Here is a 17,531-nt window from a genome sequence, read left to right as displayed (position 1 = left end):
CGTGGACGACCTTTCGGTGGGAAGCGGCCGCCAACGCGTGCGCGCCGTCTGTCGAGACCTCGCGCCGGGACTCTGGGTGAAGGCCGGCCCGCTCATGTGGCGTCGCGTCGGCGCGGCCCCGGTGCCCGGGCATGCTTCGTCGACCAAGGGCACCGGGTCGATGCGGACGCCGGCCCACCCGCTCGCGTGGCTGAGCGATCTGCGTCACGCCTTCGTGGTCCTCGGCCGCGGCGGAACGGCGGATGCCGCGATCGCCGCCCACGACGGCGGGACGGTTCTCTTCGACACGGCCGCACACCACGTCATCCGTCGGTACGGCACCGGACCCGTGAGCGAGGAGTACGTGCGGATGCGGACCGCCTTCACCGCCCACGTCGGTGCTCCCGCCTTCGCCGTCGGCGACCACGGTGCGTACGTCATCGAGGATCTGATCGCCGGCGAGCACCTCCTCGACGTCCCTTCTGCCGCGCGCATCGACGCCGTTCGGCAGCTGATCACCGACTACGCGGGGTTGACGGCGCATGCGGCGGTGGATGGTGCCGGCCTGCGACAGCTGCTCGCTCACGTCGCAGACGACCTCTTCGAGGACGCGCCGTTCCGCGAGAGGTGGGATGCGCCGCACATCGGCGACCTGCTCGATCGGATGTCGTGGGTGCCCAGTGCGTACGAGGCGACGGCGAAGAACCTCATGGTCGGACGCGACGGTGGCCCCGTTCCCATCGATCTGGGGGATCTGCAGCTGCAGCCCTTCTTCGCCTATCCGATCGGAGTGCTGATCTCCGCCGGCCCCGATGCCCTGGGCGCCTACCGCGATGGCGGGTTCGACGACGTGTTGACGGCATTGTGGGCGGCAGCCGGACAGGAATGGACCGGCGATACCCGGCAACGCGATGCCGTCCTCGTCGCCCGCGCCGCGTTCGGCGCGGCCCGGGACCACGACAACGGTGTCGCAGGCGGTGTCCGATCCCTCTTCGCCGATCGGCTGGCGGCGATCGACCCCTGGCTGAGCGCCAGCCGTACCGGAGGATTCGTATGACTGACGGTGTTCTCTTCCTCTGCCACGCGAATGTCTGTCGTTCACGGTTGATGGAGCACGAGTTCCGCGCCGCGGAGCGTGCCACCGGTTCGGAGCGATGGTCCGCCGTCAGCGCGGGTGTCGCAGCGGTGGCAGGTCGCCCGGTGTGCGACGACGTGCGAGCGATCATCTCGCCGGCAGGTGGCGACGATGCGCCGCTCGCCGTCGACCGCGGCGCCGTGCTGCTCGACCGTGACCTGCTCCAGAGCGCGAGCCTCGTGATCACCGCGACCCGGGCCGAGCGCGCTGACGTGGCCCTCCTCATCCCCGCAATGCGTTCCCGCACGTTCACGCTGCGCGAGGCGGTCGTCCTCGCGCAGCTCGAACCGGTGATCGCACCCGCCGGTCGGGGTCGCGACGGCGACGATCTCCTCACCGCCTTCGCCGAATCGCTCGATCAGCGTCGAGGCAGTGTCCGTTCGGAAGACCGGAGGAGCCGCGTCCGGTGGTTCCACCGACGCGACCACTCCGATGACCTCGACATCCCCGACGCGCACCACCGTCGTCCGCGGGATCACCGTCGGGTGCTGCAGACCGTGCAGACCGAGACCACCGCGCTCCACGAGCACCTGCGCGCCTTCGCGGGACGCTCCGAGCGCCGCGGCGCCCGCGCCCGCTGATCGTCTCCGCACCGCCGGCCGACCCCGCCGTGCGACCGGCTCCGAGGCCGGGTTCACACCTGCGTCGGCGTGGTTCCGATGTCCGAGGGCTCGTCGGCGGCGGGCCGGACGCGGGTCACCGGGCCGTAGTAGTCGCCCGCCCGCTTGTCGTGGCGGGCTCGGTTCAGGATGCTCCCGAGCACTCGCGCGCCCGCGCCCTCGAGCAGCTTGATCGACTTCGCCGCGTTCGGTCGACGGGTCTTGGTCGCGTCGACGACGAACAGCACACCGTCGACCGACGGGGCGAGCAGGCTCGCGTCGGCGACGTTGAGGATGGGCGGAGCGTCGACGACGACGAAGTCGTAGCGCTCCGCCGACTCCTCGAGCAGGTCCGCCATCGCCTGCGAGGCGAGGATCTCCGCGGGGTTCGGGGGAGTGCCGCCGGAGGGGAGCACGTCGAGCGTCGAGGAGCGGAAGGGGTATCGCGCCGTGTCGAAGTCGTGCATCTTGAGGAGGACCGAGGTGAGGCCGACGGCATCCTCGATACCGAAGAAGACGTGCACCTGCGGCCGCCGCAGGTCGGCATCGATCAGCAGGACGCGGTGGTTGAGGTCGGCGAGAGTCAGCGCCAGGTTGACGGCGACGGTCGACTTGCCCTCGCCGGGGGAGCCCGACGTGACGAGCAGGGTGGAGACCCGTGATCCCACATTCGCGTAGGTGAGGGCGGAGCGGAGGCGTCGGAACTCCTCCGCGGATCGTCCCATCGGCTCCTGGGCGATGCCGGCGGCCCGGCGCGCCAGGAGCGGCGCGCGGGTGATGACTCCCAGCACCGGGGTGCCGCTCACCCGCGCCAGGATGTCCTCGTTCCGCACCCGGGTGTCGGCGGCGCTGAAGATCAACGCCGCGGCGGTGCCGATGATGGCACCGAGGAGCAGACCGAGCAGAGCATCCCGGGGTTTGTTCGGCGACGACTGGGATGCCGGCACCACCGCCTGGTCGATCGTCTCCGCGGTGATGGTCGGCGCCCCCTCCGCCCCCTTCGGGGAGATCTCGAGGACGACATCTGCGAGCTCGGCGGCGACGGCGTTCGCGAGTGACGCCGCCCGGTCGGCGTTGGTCGTCGTGGAGGTGATGCGGAGGATGACGGTGTCCTGCGGGATCGCGACATCGATCGACCGCGCCAGTTCGCGGGGGGTCGTGTCGATACCGAGCTCTTCGATGACCGGCTCGAGCACCCGCGAGGTGGTGGCCAGCTGTGCGATCGAGAGCATCTGGTTCTGGGTGTAGGCCGACCCCTGATTGAGGTCCGACGCGCTCGCCCCCTGGTTGAGCGCGAAGTACAGCGAGGCCGTCGACTGATAACGCGGTGTCTCGAGTGCGGACAGGCCGTAGGCCACGCCGCCTCCGAGGAGGGCGCACAGCGCCACACCCCACCAGAATTTGCGCAGCGCGCTCAACAGCCAATGCCCCGACCAAGGCGTGGATTCCGCCATGGGTCCCCCTCCCCAAGGACTCCCATTCTAGGGGGGTGAGGGCGTCCACCGACAGGGTTCCGAGGTTCGGGGCGGGAGGCGCAGCGTACTCGTTCGGTCCACCTGTGCGCATGAGGGGTCTCTCATCCGAAACGGAGAGCGACAATCGCTCTGATACCGTCATCGACGATTTCCCCCGCTCGCGATGCATTTCGTCGCTCATTCCGTCGGTCCCCCCCAACGGCGAATTGAGGCCCCCATGATCTCCTTCTCCCTGCCCAGACGCGCTGCCGGCGTCTCGCTCGCACTCGTGTTCGTCCTGATCGTCGGACTGCTCGTCGGCGTCGGTGCCCCCGCGTCGGCCGCGGCTTCCGTCTACGCGCGCGATCCGATGTCGCGAACCGTGGGATCGGGCTGGGGCAAGGCCGAAACCGGCGGCGGCTGGACGAAGCTCTCGTCGACGGTGGCCTCCGTCAGCGGCGGAAAAGGGTGGATCACCAGCCCTCGACCCGGGCGCACTTCCCGTGTCACGCTCCCCGTCTCCGCTCGTGACGTGGATTCCCGCTTCACGGTGACTGTGCCCACCCTCCCCACGACCGGAAGCGGCCTGTACCTCTCGCACGGCGTGCGCGCCACTGCGGAAGGCGCCTACCAGGTCGGTGTTCGCGTCATGGTCGGCGGCTACGTCGACCTCACTCTGGAGAAGCGCTCGGGTACCTCGGTGACCACGCTCGAGCGTGTGCGCCTCACAGACAGGGTTCGAGCAGGCGGCACGCTCCACGTCCGGATGCAGGCGACCGGGACGACGAAGGTCGCCCTCACGGGCAAGGTCTGGCGCTCGGGGGCGTCGGAGTCCACGGCCCGGATCGTCACGCACACGGATTCGTCGGCGGAACGCATCGCCGGCAAGGGCGCCGTCGAGTTCTCTCTCTATACCTCCGCTGCGACGAAGGCGCTGCGTGTCGGTGTCGACGACCTCGGGGTCTCGGCCGCGACGGCGACGCCCGCCGCCCCTTCCCCCGCGCCGAAGCCGACGCCCAAACCGACTCCCGCGGAGCCCGCTCCCGCTCCCGGTGCGGAGCGGGTCGCAGGTGCTCGCGCGACCGCCGGCGCGGCCGAGCCGGGTACACGGGACTACCCCGTTCCTGCGGCCGCGGTCATCGTCTCTCCCGCCGGACGTGATTCCGCCGCGGGCACCGTGGCGTCGCCGCTGCGAACGATCACCGCCGCACTGAAGAAGGTGTCGAACGGGGGCACGATCGCCCTCCGGGGTGGGACGTACCACGAGAGCGTCATCATCCCGCCGCAGAAGCGGGTCACGCTTCAGCCGTATCGCGCCGAGGCGGTCTGGCTGGACGGTGCCGAGACCGTCACGGGATGGCGGAAGTCGGGCAACGTCTGGGTCCGCTCCGGCTGGACGCAGTCGCTCGACGCGAGCCCCACGTTCAAGCGGGGGGAGCCGGACGGCACCGCGAACGGCTGGCGTTTCGTCGATCCCGCGTACCCGATGGCCGCCCACCCCGATCAGGTGTGGGTCGACGGGCGGCAGCTCACGCAGGTCGCATCCCGCTCCCAGGTCTCGAACGGACGCTTCTTCGTGGACGAGAAGTCCGATGAACTCGTCGTCGGTACGGACCTCACCGGGAAGAAGGCCAAGGTGAGCACACTCATCAGCGCTCTCTCAGTGCGTTCCGAGGGGTCGGTGGTGAAGGGCATCGGCGTCCGGCGGTACGCGACCAGCGTCCCGTCGATGGGGACCGTCATCGTCGCCGCCGACCGGGTGACCCTTTCGGACGTCACGATCCGCGACAACTCGACGACCGGTCTCTACACCTGGTCGAAGGACACCACGCTCGCGGACGTGTCGGTCATCGGGAACGGTCTGCTCGGCGCCGGTGCCTCGCAGGCGGACGGCCTCGAGATCCGCCGCATGCTCTCGACCGGCAACAACCGTGAGCGCTTCAACAGGGCGCCGGTGTCGGGCGCCCTCAAGATCCACAGTTCAACGGACGTGGTCGTGGCCGACAGCGTCTTCGCCGACAACCTCGGCCAGGGTCCGTGGTTCGACGAGTCCAACTACGGCGTCGTCTTCAGCGGCAATGACAGTCTGCGCAACACGGGCAGCGGCGTGGTGTTCGAGTTGTCGGAACGCGCGGTCTTCGCCGACAACCTCGTGGCCGACAACGCGCTGCATGGAATCCTGATCGCGAACGCAGGGGATGCGGCGATCTGGAACAACACCCTCGTGGGCAACGAACGCAACATCGCGGTCACGCAGGACAAGCGGCGATCAGCGAACAGTCTCATTCCGTGGATGAGTAAGGGCATCGTGATCGCCAACAACATCGTGGCGGAACCGCGGGGCGAGTGCCTGGTGTGCGTCGACGACTTTTCGCGGGCCCTCGTGGGCGGGCAGATGGTGACGCGAGCGGAGGGCAACTTCTATCACCGCGCATCGCCCACGGCGACCCGCTGGTTCGCGATCTACTCGCGCGGCGCGGCCGGATCCTCCGAAGGCTTCGCGACGCTCGCCGACTTCACGTCCGCCACCGGGCGGGACAAGCGGTCGGTGCTGGTCGAGCAAGCGGCATCCCCGGTTCACGACGACTACTCGCTGCGCTCCGCGACGGCCTCGCGGCAGACCTCGATCGCGGTACCCGTCCCGGCTCAGATCGCGGGCGTCTCCGACCTGACGACGGGCGAGGTGAGCCTCGGCGCGCGCTTCCGGTGACCCACGGCGCGACGGACGCGCTCCATTCCGCGGGTCCACACGATCGCCGGGAGATACCGTCGGCGGAAGCGCCGGATGAACGTGCCTGCGGAGGCGGCATCCGGGAACAGGCCGAAGGTGGTCCACGCCTCGGCGATGCGGGCGAGGGTGGCGGGGTCTGCCGCGGCGAGCACCTGGCGGTGCACGGCGAACACGGCCGCGTCCTCTCGGCGGTGCTCCGCGATCGCGGCGCGGACGCCGTCGACGGATGCCGCCTTCGGCCACACTGCGGGTGCCGGAAGCGACTGGTTGTTGCGCAGCGCGGCGAGGCCCGGCCCCCTCGTCTCGATCCAGCCCGCGTAGAGGAAGAACTCGAGCAGCTTGCGGCGCTCGAACTCCTCCGGGAAGGTTCGGCCCGACCGCCGCTCGATGTCGTCCATGACAGCGCGGACGGTGTCGGTGTCGAAGACGAAGGGCGTGGCGGTGGGCGGGAACGCGGCGACGGCCCGTTCGGTCTGGTGCGCATCGGCGCCGAGGTAGGTGAGGGTCCCCACGAGTGACTCGCGGAGCGGATGCGTCGTGTACGGGTGCGAGCGTCCGAACGCGCGACCGGTGAGGTCGACGAACTCCGCGGCGCTCGCCGCGCGCGTGAAGTGGTTCTTCGCATCGAGGACCACGTAATGAGGAGTCCGGATCCGCCGGGCGATCGCGAGTTTGGCCGCCTGCTGGCTCCGCCAGCCCCCGGTGGCGCCGGGATCGATCAGCTCCCGCGTGCGCACGATGCGCACCCTGTCCCGCAGAGCTCCGTACTCCCGCAGGAGGCGGCGACGGGAGGGCCCGCTCAGTCCGAGGACGCTGTTGTCGAGGATGATGATCTCCTCGACGCTGGCGGGGTCGAGATAGCGGGCCATCGAGCGGGCCTGCAGTTCGAGGAGCGGGACCTCGGCCTCGAAGACGACGGTCACGAAGGTGAGGGGCGACATCATCGGGTCGCCTCGACGAGGTGCTGGACGTCGGCGAGGAGCCGCTGCCCCCGCTGCTGCGCCTGCCGTGCCTGGGCGGCCAGGGACGGGTCGTCGACGGCGGCGAGGATCCGGTCGGCGACCTCCTCGGAGCCGCTCGCGTCCACGACGTGCGGCCAGCCGAGCTCACCCATGAGCGGTGCGAACTTGCGGGAGTAGGCCATCGCGATCGCGGGGGTTCCCGTCGACAGGGCGTTCAGGCACGCGTGCATGCGCGCTCCGATGACGAGGGATGCCCCGGCGATGACCGCCCGGGCGTGCTCGAGGTCGCGCGGCACGACCAGCCCCAGGCGCCCTTCGTACTCCGCGTGCAGCTCGGTCGCCACCGGGACGTCGTTGTCGGGGTCGGCGGAGTCGAGGACGTGGGGGAACAGGGTGACGGAGCGGCCGCGGACGAGAAGTCCGTCGATCACCGCGCGGATCTGGCGTCGGTACGCCTCGGGGTCTCCGTGACGGGTCGACCGCCAGAGCAGTCCCGAGACGTTGAGCAGGACGTCGTGACCCCGCTCGGCCACGGGCTGGTCGATGCCGAACACGAGGTCCGTCGTCGTGAGGTCGACGGGTCGCCCGAGCGTCGCCGACGCTGCGGCGCTCAACGGATCGCGGGCGAGCACGAGCCGTGAGCGGTGCACGTCACGCCGAGCGAGCAGCCGCGACCGGCGCGAACCGAAGGGGCCGATCGTCTGCGGCGCCAGGACCGTCGGGACGTGTCGACGGGCCGCGAACTCGTGGATCATCGACATGGTCGTGTGCCGCGGGAGGCCGTAGATGTCCGAGAAGCTGTCGCCGGAGCGGGTGTCCCAGTAGAGGTCGAACCCGTCGAGCCAGTCGCGCATGCCGCGGCGGCCGGTCACCCACTCGCGGACGAGACCGCGCGGGGACCATGTGACGGCCTCGGGCTTCGAGCCGTAGTTCATGTACACGAACTCCGCCTGCGGCCAGATGCGGCGGAGCAGGTCTTTCGACCCGCGCCCGAGGGCGCGGACGCCGAGGTTCGGTGAGGTCTCATCCGTCCAGGCGAGGAGGATGCGCATGGGGTGTCCTTTCCAACCGTCGGGCCGCGGTGCCGCACACCGCGGCCCGACGCCGGGGGGTTCGGGTCAGCGGGTGGAGTCCGGCCGCCGGCGCGCACGACGCCCGAGCAGGTGCATCGACTCGCCGCGGGCGAGTCGGACGGCGAGGTCCTCGTAGTCGGTCGCGATGTCGTCCCAACGGAACGCCTCGCGGGCGCGCTCGCGGACGATCCGCCCCATCACGGTCGCGCCGGCGGGGTCGCCCTCGAGGGTCGCGAAGTGCCGGCCGGCTTCGGTGGCATCCGCGAAGAACAGGCCCTGCTCGGCCAGCGTCTCGTGGTTGAAGCCGACGTCGTACGCGAGGACGGCCGTGCCGGCCCCCATCGCCCGCAGGAGCGACGGGTTGGTCCCGCCCACGGAGTGCCCGTGCACGTAGGTGAGCGCGTGGAAGTAGAGCGCGTCCAGCAGGTCCTGGTCGAAGACCCCGCCGAGGAAGTGGATGCGGGGATCGCCGCCCGCGGCGGCACGGATCTGCTGCGTGTACTCGGCGGCGTAGGGCGCGGAGCCGACGACGACGAGGGGCCGGGTCGCGGAGCTCCTGCGGTAGCCCTCGACGATCTCGAGCACGTGGTTCTCGGGTTCGAACCGGGCGACCACGAGGTGGTATCCGCCCGGTGCCAAGCCGAGGGAGCGGATGCCGTCGGCCGGGGCGTCCTCGAGGATCGGGGCGCCGTAGCGGATGAGCTCGGTCGGCACGCCGAACTCGCGGTCGTAGTAGTCGCGGATGCCGGGGGCGTCGGCGATGAGCGCGTCGGCGGTGCGGACGCCGAACTCCTCCGCCCAGCGGTAGTACGCCTTGCCGCGCCGGCCCCACTTCGACCGCTTCCATTCCAGGCCGTCCATGTGCAGGGCGGTCGGGATGCCGCGGGCGCGGAGCGCCGGCAGGAACGGCGAGTTCGCGGCGTTGAAGACGAAGGCGGCATCCGGTCGGCGGCCGAACACGGCGTGCACGGCCGAGAGCCCGGTGTGGCTCAGCGTCTCGAGCTGCTTCACCCGGAGGGCGGGCAGGTGGACGACCTTCATGCCGAGGTACTCGCGGGCGCGGCTCTCGGAGCCCCGCGTGTACACGGTGACGCCGTGTCCACGCTCGACGAGCCGACGACCGACCTCCTCGACCGCGGTCTCGAAGCCGCCGTACGAGGCCGGGACCCCCCGGGTGCCGATCATCGCGATCTCGAGCGTCCGCGTGGCGCGGGGCCGCTCGTCCTGGGTGAGGCGGACCGGCTCGCTGTCGAGCCGCCGCGGGATTTCGATGACCATCAGTACGCTCCCTCGGTGGTGACCATGACCTTGGCTGTCCGCCACATCAGGACCAGGTCCGTCATGACGGTCCAGTTCTCGACGTAGCGGAGATCGAGCCGGACGCTCTCCTCCCAGGAGAGGTCGCTGCGTCCGCCGACCTGCCAGGGGCCGGTGATGCCCGGCTTGATGTAGAGGCGGCGCGACACGGTGCCGTCGTAGGCGATGACCTCGGACGGCAGCGGCGGCCGCGGACCGACGACGCTCATGTCGCCGCGCAGCACGTTCCAGAACTGCGGCACCTCGTCGAGCGAGAACGACCGCAGGAACCGGCCGACCCGCGTCACCCGCGGGTCGCGCCGGAGCTTGAAGAGGGGCCCCGAGCCCTCGTTGTGGGCGAGGAGCGCCGCGAGCTCGGCCTCCGCATCCACCCGCATCGTGCGGAACTTGAGCATCGCGAACTCGCGTCCGTCGCGGCCGACGCGCGCCTGGCGGAAGAAGACGGGACCGCCGTCGTCGGCCGTGATCGCGATCGCGATCACAAGCGCGATCGGCGCGAACAGGACGAGGGCGGCGAGCGACACGAGGATGTCGAGCGCCCGCTTCACGTAGAAGGCGGCTCCCTCGAAGCTCGGGATCTTGACGTGGATGAGCGGCATCCCCTCGACGGGCCGCAGCGACATGCGCGGCCCGGCGACGTCGGTGAGGCGGCTCGAGATCACGAGCTCAGCGGCGGTGCCCTCGAGCGCCCACGCGAGCCGCTTCACGTACGCCGGGTCGCCGGCGGGCTGGCTCGCGACCACGATCGTGTCGCTCTCGTGGATCGCAGCGGCACGCAGGACGGCGTCGTCGCCGCGCGTGACCGGGTACACGACGTCGTCGACGGTGAGCGAGTCCCGGTCGTCGTCGAGCAGGGCCACACCGACGACGAGGTATCCCAGCTGGCCGGCCGGTCCGAGCGACCGGATCGCGTACTCCACGTCATCCCGCGAGCCGACGACGACGGTGCGCGAGGCGTACCGGCCCTCGGCGCGCTGGGCGATGAGCCATCGCCGCCATGCCCACCGCGAGGCGAGGAGCGCCAGGGTGCCGAGCGGCAGCGCGGTGAACAGCTGCGCACGGATGCCGTGCCACTCGAACACCACGAAGACGATCGCGAGCAGCCCGAACGCGAGCCCGGTCGCGTGGGCGACGCGCGCGTACTCCGTGGGTCCGGTCCCGACGACTGTCGTCGACCGGGTGTTGAAGAGGCCGAGCGAGATGAGCCAGATTATCGCGGTCGCGACCGCGATGATGACCCGGTTCCGGACGGCGATGTCGGAGGGCGCAGCGGCGGTGAGCGAGACGATCGTCGCGAAGGTGCAGGACACCGCCACGATGACGGCGTCGTTCACGCGGAGCCGCGTGCGGAACCGGCGCTCCCACTGCAGGCGGCCGACGAGCGCCGCCGAGGCGCGGGGCGCCTCAGCGGTCGAGGTGCGCGACGCCGTCTTCGGGCCGAGCCCGGGCAGCGTGAGACCCGGCGCGATGCCGTCGACCGCGGTCACCGAGCGTCCCCACACACATCGGTCAGCTGCCGCATCATGCCCCCAAGCAATGTGCGTCACTGCATCCGCCCCCAAGGCGGCTGCATGTTCCCCAAGCGAGCTTCGCGGTCCCCCAAAGACCTCCGCGCGACCCCCCGGCCGCGCGATCCACTCGGAGGCAACTGTAGCGCGCACCGGGCGAGCGTGCGAGTGCGATTCGTAAACTCGGCGTCAGCCGATGTTCATCCGCCCCGCCGTCGCCGCCCGCCGCGGCCGGTCACGCGGCGGGGTCAGGCGCCGAACGCCCGCACGAGGGTGAGGAGCAGCGGCCCGACCCGGCCGTCCATGCGGAACCGCGCGAACCCCTCCGACACAGCCCGTCCGGTGCGTGAGGTGACGAACCACGGCGGTTTCGGCAGGACCGAGAACCGGCCGCGTCCGAGCGAGCGCGGGAAGGGCCGGAACGGTCCGCGGACGACCGTCCGCTCGGCCTCGTCCAACAGCAACGCGTTGTGCACGACGCTGATCCCGCTGGGCGCGTCGTCGATCGTGCCGCCCGGGTACGCGCCCCAGGTGGCGGTCGGGGTCAGGAACCCGAACGCGGTCCACGCGTTCACGCCCACGGTGCCGTAGCGCAGGCGCGCGAGGGCGTCCTCGAAGCCGGCGCCGAGATCCCGCAGGGTCGCCGGGTCGACGAGGACATTGGCGCCGAGGGTGCCGGTGAGCCGGTCGTTCGCGTGGGCGACCGCCGCGTCGAGGAACGCGGCCCCGGTGCCCGGGAGGTCGATGACGCCGAGCACGGGCGCGAAGTACTCCGTCGTCTCGATCTCGCCGCCGCCCGCCGCGATGGCGCGGGTGTTGCCGGCGAACCACGCGGCATCCGGGTACACGTCCCTCACGCGCTGCAGTCGGTCGGCGGCGTTCGGGTACCAGACGGGACGCTGCGGCGTCCGCCCGAAGGCCCGGTGCAGCTCGCGCACGAACTCCTCGCGCTGGTCCCAGTCGCGGCTGAGCAGCACGACCTGCCCGGCGATGCAGTTGTGCCCGCTGTTGTGCAGCCGCATCGTCGCGACGTGCTCCGCCTGGAAGCGCAGGTCGGCCTTCGACCAGCGCCCCGGCACGACGATGATCGGCGACACCCCGCCGAGCTCGGCGGTGATCGGCACCCGCAGCCGGTCCTCGCCCGTTCCCACGATGGCGCGGAAGGTGGTCTCGGATCCCGTGATGTGGACGTGGTCGATCCCGGGATGCCGCGTGAGGTACGCCCCGACGTCGCCGCCGCCGCTCGCCACGGCGACGAGGCCCGCGCGGATCAGCGGTGCGAAGGCGCGCTCGAACACGGGCACGAGCGCGTCCTGCGTGGGGTTCACCTTCAGGAGCGCGACGCGCCCCTCGGCCAGCAACTCGTACAGCACGTCGAGGAACGGGATCGAGGTGACGTTGCCGGCCCCGAGGACGAGACCGACGCCGCCGGCGCAGTGCGGGTGCCGCGACGCGAGGCCCGCGGCATCCCTCGCCTCGTGCGGGGTGACGCCGGGCTGCAGCCACACCTCGGTGGTGTACCCCGACAGCAGTAGGCGGTCCGAGGCGCGCAGGGGCGAGGAGTGCACGACGGTGCGTCCGCCGGGGCCGGTGCCGAGGCGGACGCCGGCGAGCGGGCTGCGACCGCGCGCGAGGGCGTCGAGGCTGGCGCCGTACGCGTCGAGCGCGACGAGCGCCGCGTAGGGACCGGCGAGCCACTCCTCACCGGCGAGCGGATGCCGCGGGTCGAGGCCCTTGCTCGCGGCGGCGATGCGCGCCCAGTCGTCGGCGGCGTCGGCGACGGCCGCGCGGACCTCGCGGAGCAGGTCGCGCCGGGCGGCGGCGGGGAGCGCGCGCCAGTCCGCGGAGCCGGTGCGCAGGCGCGCGAGCGCCGCGTCGAGGGCGGCGCGGGTGTCGGCGTCGGGGGAGCGGTCCCGGGGCGCGGCCGGTGACGTCGTCGTCATCGTCGCGGCGCGGGTGGGCTCAGATGAGCGAGAGTTCGCGGAGCTTCGCGGCGACGTCGTCGTTGCTCGGCTCGACGTGGTGCGTCGCGTCGGGGTAGACCACGACGGGGATGTTGGTGCGACCGGAGATCTCGCGGGCGACATCGGCGGCGTCGGGCTCGGCTTCGAGGTCGATGTAGCGGTAGTCGACTCCGAGGCTGTCGAGCTGCGCTTTCGTGCGGCGGCAGTCGCGGCACCAGTCGGCGCCGAACATCGTGATCTGAGCGGACGTGTCGGTCATCACTCCAGCGTACGCCCGCCCACCGCCGTGGGCGCGGCGTCGGGTTGCGCCGCGCGGCGCCCGGATCTGCGGGGGGCGTAGACGACGAGGGCGTGGAAGACGAAGCGCAGCACGAAGGCGGCGACGAGGGTGAGGGCCGCGGCGAGGACCGCCGGGATGTGCGCTCCCTCGACGAGGATCGACAGCACCGGGATGCGGACGATCGCCTCGAGCCCGTTGAAGCTGAACGACTTCAGGAACCGGGTGAGCATGCGCCCGGATTCGGAGCGCATGTCGGCGAAGACGAGGTACTCGAGCAGCAGGAAGTTCGTGATGATCGTCACGACGCTCGCCACGACGGCGGCGGGGACGTAGTCCATCCCGAGGCGGATGAGGCCCCACATGATCACGAGGTTCGCGATGGCCCCGAACCCGCCGACGAGCGCGAACGCCGACATCCGGCCGAAGCGCAGCATCGCGAGCTGGGTGAGGAAGCGGACGCCCTGCGTGAACGTCGCCTTCGAGGTGCCGGCGTGGCGCTGCGCGAAGTCGAAGGGCACCTCGTCGACGCGCAGCTGACGACGGGCGAGCACCTCGAGCAGGATCTTGAAGCCGCGCGGGCGCAGCGCGTCGACGTCGACGGCGTGCGTGTCGAGCAGGAAGAACCCCGTCATCGGGTCGGTGCAGTTCGCGAGCTTGCGCGGGAACATCGCCTTCGTCAGCGCGGTCGAGGCGCGCGAGACGGCGGTGCGGGTCGCGTCGGCGAGTCCCTTCGAGGTGCCGCCCGACGCGTACCGCGAAGCGACGACGACGTCCACGTCGCCGCGTTCGGCGCGCTCGATGAGGCGGGGGATGTCCTCGGGGGGATGCTGCAGGTCGCCGTCCATGACGAGGCACCAGCGGGAGCTCGCCGCCTGGAACCCGGCGACGACGGCGCCGCCGAGGCCGGCGACCGGCTGCTCGCGGTGGATCAGGCGGACGGGGAAGGGCGACGTGCGGGCCGCTGCCGCGATGATGTCGGCCGTGTCGTCGGTCGAGTCGTCGACGAAGACGACCTCGAAGACACGGCCGTCGAGCGTGTCACCGATGCGCCGCAGCAGCTCGACGACGTTCGGACCCTCGTTGAAGGTCGGAACGATGATCGACAGATCCATGGCGGGGCTCGCGATGCTCGGCGGGCACGGGACGTCTCAGCCTAATGGCGCCTGCCCGGGCGGGACTGAGGATGTCCCCGGCGAACCTCCTGTGAGGGCTGGGGGCGGGTGCCTTCCCGCCGAGGGGTACGCCCGATAGCCTGGCCGCATCCGGCGAGGGGAGTGCGCGATGAGCACGCAGGGATCAGCTCGGACGGTGGTGGGCGGCATCCGCGGTGCCCTCCTGATCGGCGGGTTGCTGGCGGTCGTGGTCGGCATCCTGATGCTCGTCTGGCCGGACAAGACGGCGATGGTCGTCGCCGGGATCATCGCGGCGTGGGCAGTTGTCGCCGGCATCGTGAACGTCGCCATCGGGCTGCTGTCGCGCACGGCGGGCTCGTGGGCGCGCGTGGGCCTCATCGCCCTGGGCCTGGTCTTCGTGATCGGCGGTGTCGTCGCCTTCTCGAACCTCGGGCTCGCGGCCGAGACGCTCGCGACGTTCCTGGGGGCGTTGGTCGGCATCCTGTGGATCGTCGAGGGCGTCGTCGCGTTGACGACCCTCCGCGGCACCCGGTCGCGCGGCTGGACGATCGCGTTCGCGATTCTCAGCCTCGTCGCGGGGGTGGCCATCCTCTTCGCGCCCGTCTGGGGCGCGCTCGTGCTCTGGCTGTGGATGGGCGTCTCGCTCATCCTGCTCGGCGTCATCCAGATCGTCCGGGCCTCGCGGCTGCGCACGATCTGACCCCTCTGCTAGACAGGGGGGATGATCTGGGGGGATGCCGCTGACACCCGAGCGCGCCGGGTGTGGAGCGGTCTCGTCCTCACCGTCGCGGCGCTGGTCCTCACGACGGGGTGCGTCGCGACCGCGACGGAGGCCCGGAGGGTCGCGGAGGCGGCGAGCGAGCCGACTCCCGAGGCGAGCCCCGACCCGACCCCGGTGGCGACCCCCGTGGTGATCCCCGCCGACGGGCCGGTCGTCGGCGAGCAGACCGTGTCGGGCGTCGGCCCTCGGACCGAGGAGCGGGTGCCGCTGGCCGTGCCTGCGGCCGCGCGTTCCGTGCTCATCGACCTCTCCTGCGACGCCCCGTCGCACTTCATCGCCGAGCTGGGCGACGCGATGATGCTCGGGCAGGCGCAGCTGTCGGGCGAGTGCGACGGTTCCCGCACCCTGGCCTGGCCCTGGACGTACGGATCGTCCGGGATGCTGTGGCTGTCGATCGGGCCGGAGGTCGGGTGGACCCTCTCCGCCACCTACTCGTCCGAGCCGTTCGCGCAGGACGCCGACCTGGCCGAGGAGTGCGAGGCGTACTCGCAGGTGTACAGCCAGGTCTCGAACGCCGACGACGGCTACGGCTTCTACGCGGCGTTCGGAGCCGACGAATGGAACACGCGGGTGGATGCCGCGGCACGGGCGGCGGCCGCGCTCGCCGACGCGTCGGACACGTCGCTCGCCGACGGCTTCGCCGCCATGCGCGACGTGCTCGCGGAGCGCTCGCCGATCCCGGGTGGGATGACGGAGGTGCAGGAGTTCTGGGAGGTGCACCGGCCGATCGCCGAGACCTGCGCGTGGAACCACACCGAGATCGCGGTCTACGCCGAGTTCGGCGGCTGACCTCTCAGCTCACGTGGTCGCGCCAGGAGTGCTGCGGCCGGTAGCCGAGCAGGCGCTGCGCCTTCGCGGTCGAGAACAGCGAATCGTGCGTGCCGAGGTCGCCGCGCGTCTCGGCATCCGGGAACACCTCGGCGACCAGCTCGTCGTTCGGGCGGCTCATGACGGTGTCGGCGGCGGCGATGAGGAAGTGGTCGAACCCGGCGGGCGCGACCTCGAGGGCCCGCGCGACCGCCTGCGCACCGTCGCGCGCGTCGATGTAGCTCCACAGGTTCCACTTGCGGCCGCGGGCGTCGGCGTCGAAGGAGGGGAATTCCGCGTAGTCCTCCGGCACCATCACGTTCGAGAACCGCAGAGCGGTGATGGATGCCGCCGGGTACCAGCGCGTCAGCTGGATCGCCATCTGCTCCTCGAGGTGCTTCACGAGCGAGTACACCGACTCGGGGCGCGCGGGGTAGTCCTCGTCGACGGGGATGTAGGGCGGCGGGACGTCGAACGGCAGCCCCTGCACGGTCTCGCTCGAGGCGTAGACGATCTTCGTGATGCCGATCCGCAGCGCCGCCCAGAACACGTTGAACGTGCTCGCGATGTTGTTGTGGAAGGTCGCGACGTCCGAGCGGATGCCGGGGGCCGGGATCGCCGCGAGGTGCACGAGCGCGTCGACGCCGTCGTGCTGGTCGCCGACCCCGGTCAGCGCGTCGATGACCTGGCCGTAGTCGGTCAGGTCGACCTGGACGAAGCCGGGTCCGCGCCGGCCGTGGACGTCGAAGCCGATGACCTCGTGACCGGCGGCCCGGAGTTCGCGGACGACGACCGTGCCGAGCTTGCCGGAGGACCCTGTGACGGCGATGCGCATCCCGCCAGCATGACATGCGGGAACGGCGCGGAGGCCGTCACCACCCGTGGGTGTTCAGCCACTCCCGGCGGTGGGAGGTCTCGGCATCCGTCTCGTGCGGATCCGACGTCTCGTGCGCGGTGAGCCTGCCGTCTTCGAGGGGGACGAAGCGGTGGCACACGGGGCAGAGGGCGCGCCCGGAGGGCCAGCCGTCCGCGAGTGCTGCGGCGGGCTCGCCGGGTAGACCGGAGCCGGGGCATCCGGCGGGGTCGGCGGCGGCATCCGTCCACATGATCGTGCGGTGCCGGTGCAGGCCGGGGTGGTCGAGCGGCCGCGTGCACCGACGCCCGGCGTTGCGGCTGCGGCAGAAGCGGATGACGCCGGTCATCAGTTGATGATCTCGCCGCCGGCGAGCTCGGCCGCGCAGCCCGCGCCGTCGCGCTGCGCCGTGCCGTGGAAGAAGGGTCCCGTCTCGTCCGCTGCGCTCACCGCGCCAGGCTAGCGCGCAGGCTCAGGCGTCGGTTCGGGGCATCGGCGCGAGGCGCGTGAGCTGCGTCACGTGGCGGGGCTCGAGCTCGGCGATCGAGGCGACGCCGAGCAGCTTCATCGTGCGCTCGATCTCGCTGCGGAGGATCTCGATCGTCTTGTCGACGCCCGCACGCCCGCCGGCCATGAGGCCGTAGAGGTAGGCGCGGCCGATGAGGGTGAACTTCGCGCCGAGCGCCATCGCGGCGACGATGTCGGCGCCGTTCATGATGCCGGTGTCGACCATGATCGTCGCGTCCTTGCCGACCTCGCGCACGACGGTGGGCAGCAGGTGGAAGGGGATCGGAGCCCGGTCGAGCTGGCGTCCGCCGTGGTTCGACAGGATGATGCCGTCGACGCCGTGGTCGATGAGCCGCTTCGAGTCCTCGACGTTCTGCACGCCCTTGATGACGATCTTGCCGGGCCAGATCCCGCGGATGACCTTCAGGTCCTCGTAGCTGATCGTCGG

General features: G+C 71.3%; 16 protein-coding genes. 5 read left to right on the top strand and 11 right to left on the bottom strand.

All coding sequences use genetic code 11. From position 1 onward, the window contains the following. The first annotated feature begins 1 nt into the window (after nt 1). Nucleotides 2-1,036 (top strand): hypothetical protein, encoded by a 1,035-nt coding sequence (locus AB0P29_RS07835; protein ID WP_253034999.1) that lies wholly within the window; start codon nt 2-4, stop codon nt 1,034-1,036. Further along, nucleotides 1,033-1,695 (top strand): hypothetical protein, encoded by a 663-nt coding sequence (locus AB0P29_RS07830; RefSeq protein WP_253035000.1) that lies wholly within the window; start codon nt 1,033-1,035, stop codon nt 1,693-1,695. The genes AB0P29_RS07835 and AB0P29_RS07830 overlap by 4 nt, the downstream gene beginning before the upstream one ends. 53 nt (nt 1,696-1,748) lie before the next feature. Here the strand turns inward: AB0P29_RS07830 and AB0P29_RS07825 are convergent, their stop codons facing one another. Then, nucleotides 1,749-3,167: a polysaccharide biosynthesis tyrosine autokinase gene (locus AB0P29_RS07825; RefSeq protein WP_253035001.1), complete on the bottom strand. Its 1,419-nt coding sequence runs from the start codon at nt 3,165-3,167 to the stop codon at nt 1,749-1,751. A 238-nt stretch (nt 3,168-3,405) separates the two neighbouring features. On the opposite strand from AB0P29_RS07825, the gene AB0P29_RS07820 reads away from it, so the two are divergent. Then, complete coding sequence (locus AB0P29_RS07820) at nt 3,406-5,877, top strand: right-handed parallel beta-helix repeat-containing protein (RefSeq protein ID WP_363379305.1); 2,472 nt, start codon at nt 3,406-3,408, stop codon at nt 5,875-5,877. Here the strand turns inward: AB0P29_RS07820 and AB0P29_RS07815 are convergent. The 7 genes from AB0P29_RS07815 to AB0P29_RS07785 all read right to left on the bottom strand — a co-directional run bounded on the left by AB0P29_RS07815 (nt 5,814) and on the right by AB0P29_RS07785 (nt 14,114). Next, nucleotides 5,814-6,839, bottom strand: coding sequence for a DUF6492 family protein (locus AB0P29_RS07815; protein ID WP_363379304.1), 1,026 nt, complete (start codon nt 6,837-6,839; stop codon nt 5,814-5,816). The two genes, AB0P29_RS07820 and AB0P29_RS07815, sit on opposite strands and share 64 nt — an antisense overlap. After that, entirely contained in the window at nt 6,839-7,912 is a 1,074-nt protein-coding gene (locus AB0P29_RS07810; RefSeq protein WP_217529875.1) for a polysaccharide pyruvyl transferase family protein, read from the bottom strand. The genes AB0P29_RS07815 and AB0P29_RS07810 overlap by 1 nt, the downstream gene beginning before the upstream one ends. Before the next feature lie 66 nt (nt 7,913-7,978). Beyond that, on the bottom strand, nt 7,979-9,211 hold the full coding sequence (locus AB0P29_RS07805) for a DUF1972 domain-containing protein (RefSeq protein WP_363379303.1): 1,233 nt from the start codon (nt 9,209-9,211) through the stop codon (nt 7,979-7,981). Continuing rightward, nucleotides 9,211-10,737 (bottom strand): sugar transferase, encoded by a 1,527-nt coding sequence (locus tag AB0P29_RS07800; protein ID WP_363379302.1) that lies wholly within the window; start codon nt 10,735-10,737, stop codon nt 9,211-9,213. Before AB0P29_RS07800 ends, AB0P29_RS07805 begins: the two co-directional genes overlap by 1 nt. A gap of 269 nt (nt 10,738-11,006) precedes the next feature. Next, nucleotides 11,007-12,701: an aldehyde dehydrogenase family protein gene (locus AB0P29_RS07795; RefSeq protein WP_363379301.1), complete on the bottom strand. Its 1,695-nt coding sequence runs from the start codon at nt 12,699-12,701 to the stop codon at nt 11,007-11,009. Nucleotides 12,702-12,720: 19 nt separating this feature from the next. Beyond that, on the bottom strand, nt 12,721-12,981 hold the full coding sequence (locus AB0P29_RS07790; protein ID WP_064003594.1) for a glutaredoxin domain-containing protein: 261 nt from the start codon (nt 12,979-12,981) through the stop codon (nt 12,721-12,723). Beyond that, entirely contained in the window at nt 12,981-14,114 is a 1,134-nt protein-coding gene (locus AB0P29_RS07785) for a glycosyltransferase (RefSeq protein ID WP_311860606.1), read from the bottom strand. The genes AB0P29_RS07790 and AB0P29_RS07785 overlap by 1 nt, the downstream gene beginning before the upstream one ends. A 169-nt stretch (nt 14,115-14,283) precedes the next feature. On the opposite strand from AB0P29_RS07785, the gene AB0P29_RS07780 reads away from it, so the two are divergent. Both AB0P29_RS07780 and AB0P29_RS07775 read left to right on the top strand, forming a co-directional pair. Then, a complete protein-coding gene (locus AB0P29_RS07780) occupies nt 14,284-14,835 on the top strand; it encodes a DUF308 domain-containing protein (protein ID WP_363379300.1) in 552 nt (183 codons plus the stop codon). Nucleotides 14,836-14,856: 21 nt separating this feature from the next. After that, the gene (locus AB0P29_RS07775) at nt 14,857-15,705 is read left to right on the top strand and encodes a hypothetical protein (RefSeq protein WP_363379299.1); all 849 of its coding nucleotides are present in this window, start codon (nt 14,857-14,859) and stop codon (nt 15,703-15,705) included. Nucleotides 15,706-15,709: 4 nt separating this feature from the next. Here the strand turns inward: AB0P29_RS07775 and AB0P29_RS07770 are convergent, their stop codons facing one another. From AB0P29_RS07770 to AB0P29_RS07760, 3 genes are all read right to left on the bottom strand, one after another. Then, nucleotides 15,710-16,558 (bottom strand): NAD(P)-dependent oxidoreductase, encoded by an 849-nt coding sequence (locus AB0P29_RS07770; RefSeq protein WP_311860601.1) that lies wholly within the window; start codon nt 16,556-16,558, stop codon nt 15,710-15,712. Nucleotides 16,559-16,595: 37 nt separating this feature from the next. Further along, on the bottom strand, nt 16,596-16,925 hold the full coding sequence (locus AB0P29_RS07765) for a hypothetical protein (protein ID WP_363379298.1): 330 nt from the start codon (nt 16,923-16,925) through the stop codon (nt 16,596-16,598). A 123-nt stretch (nt 16,926-17,048) separates the two neighbouring features. Next, the coding region (locus AB0P29_RS07760) for an alpha-hydroxy acid oxidase (protein ID WP_363379297.1) at nt 17,049-17,531 on the bottom strand (483 nt) is incomplete at its 5' end.

Source organism: Microbacterium sp. NPDC080220, from assembly GCF_040686395.1.
GTDB classification, from domain to species: Bacteria; Actinomycetota; Actinomycetes; order Actinomycetales; family Microbacteriaceae; genus Microbacterium; species Microbacterium gawkjiense.
The sequence above is the reverse complement of the archived record's forward strand: the minus strand, read 5'-3'. Positions and strand labels throughout refer to the sequence as shown.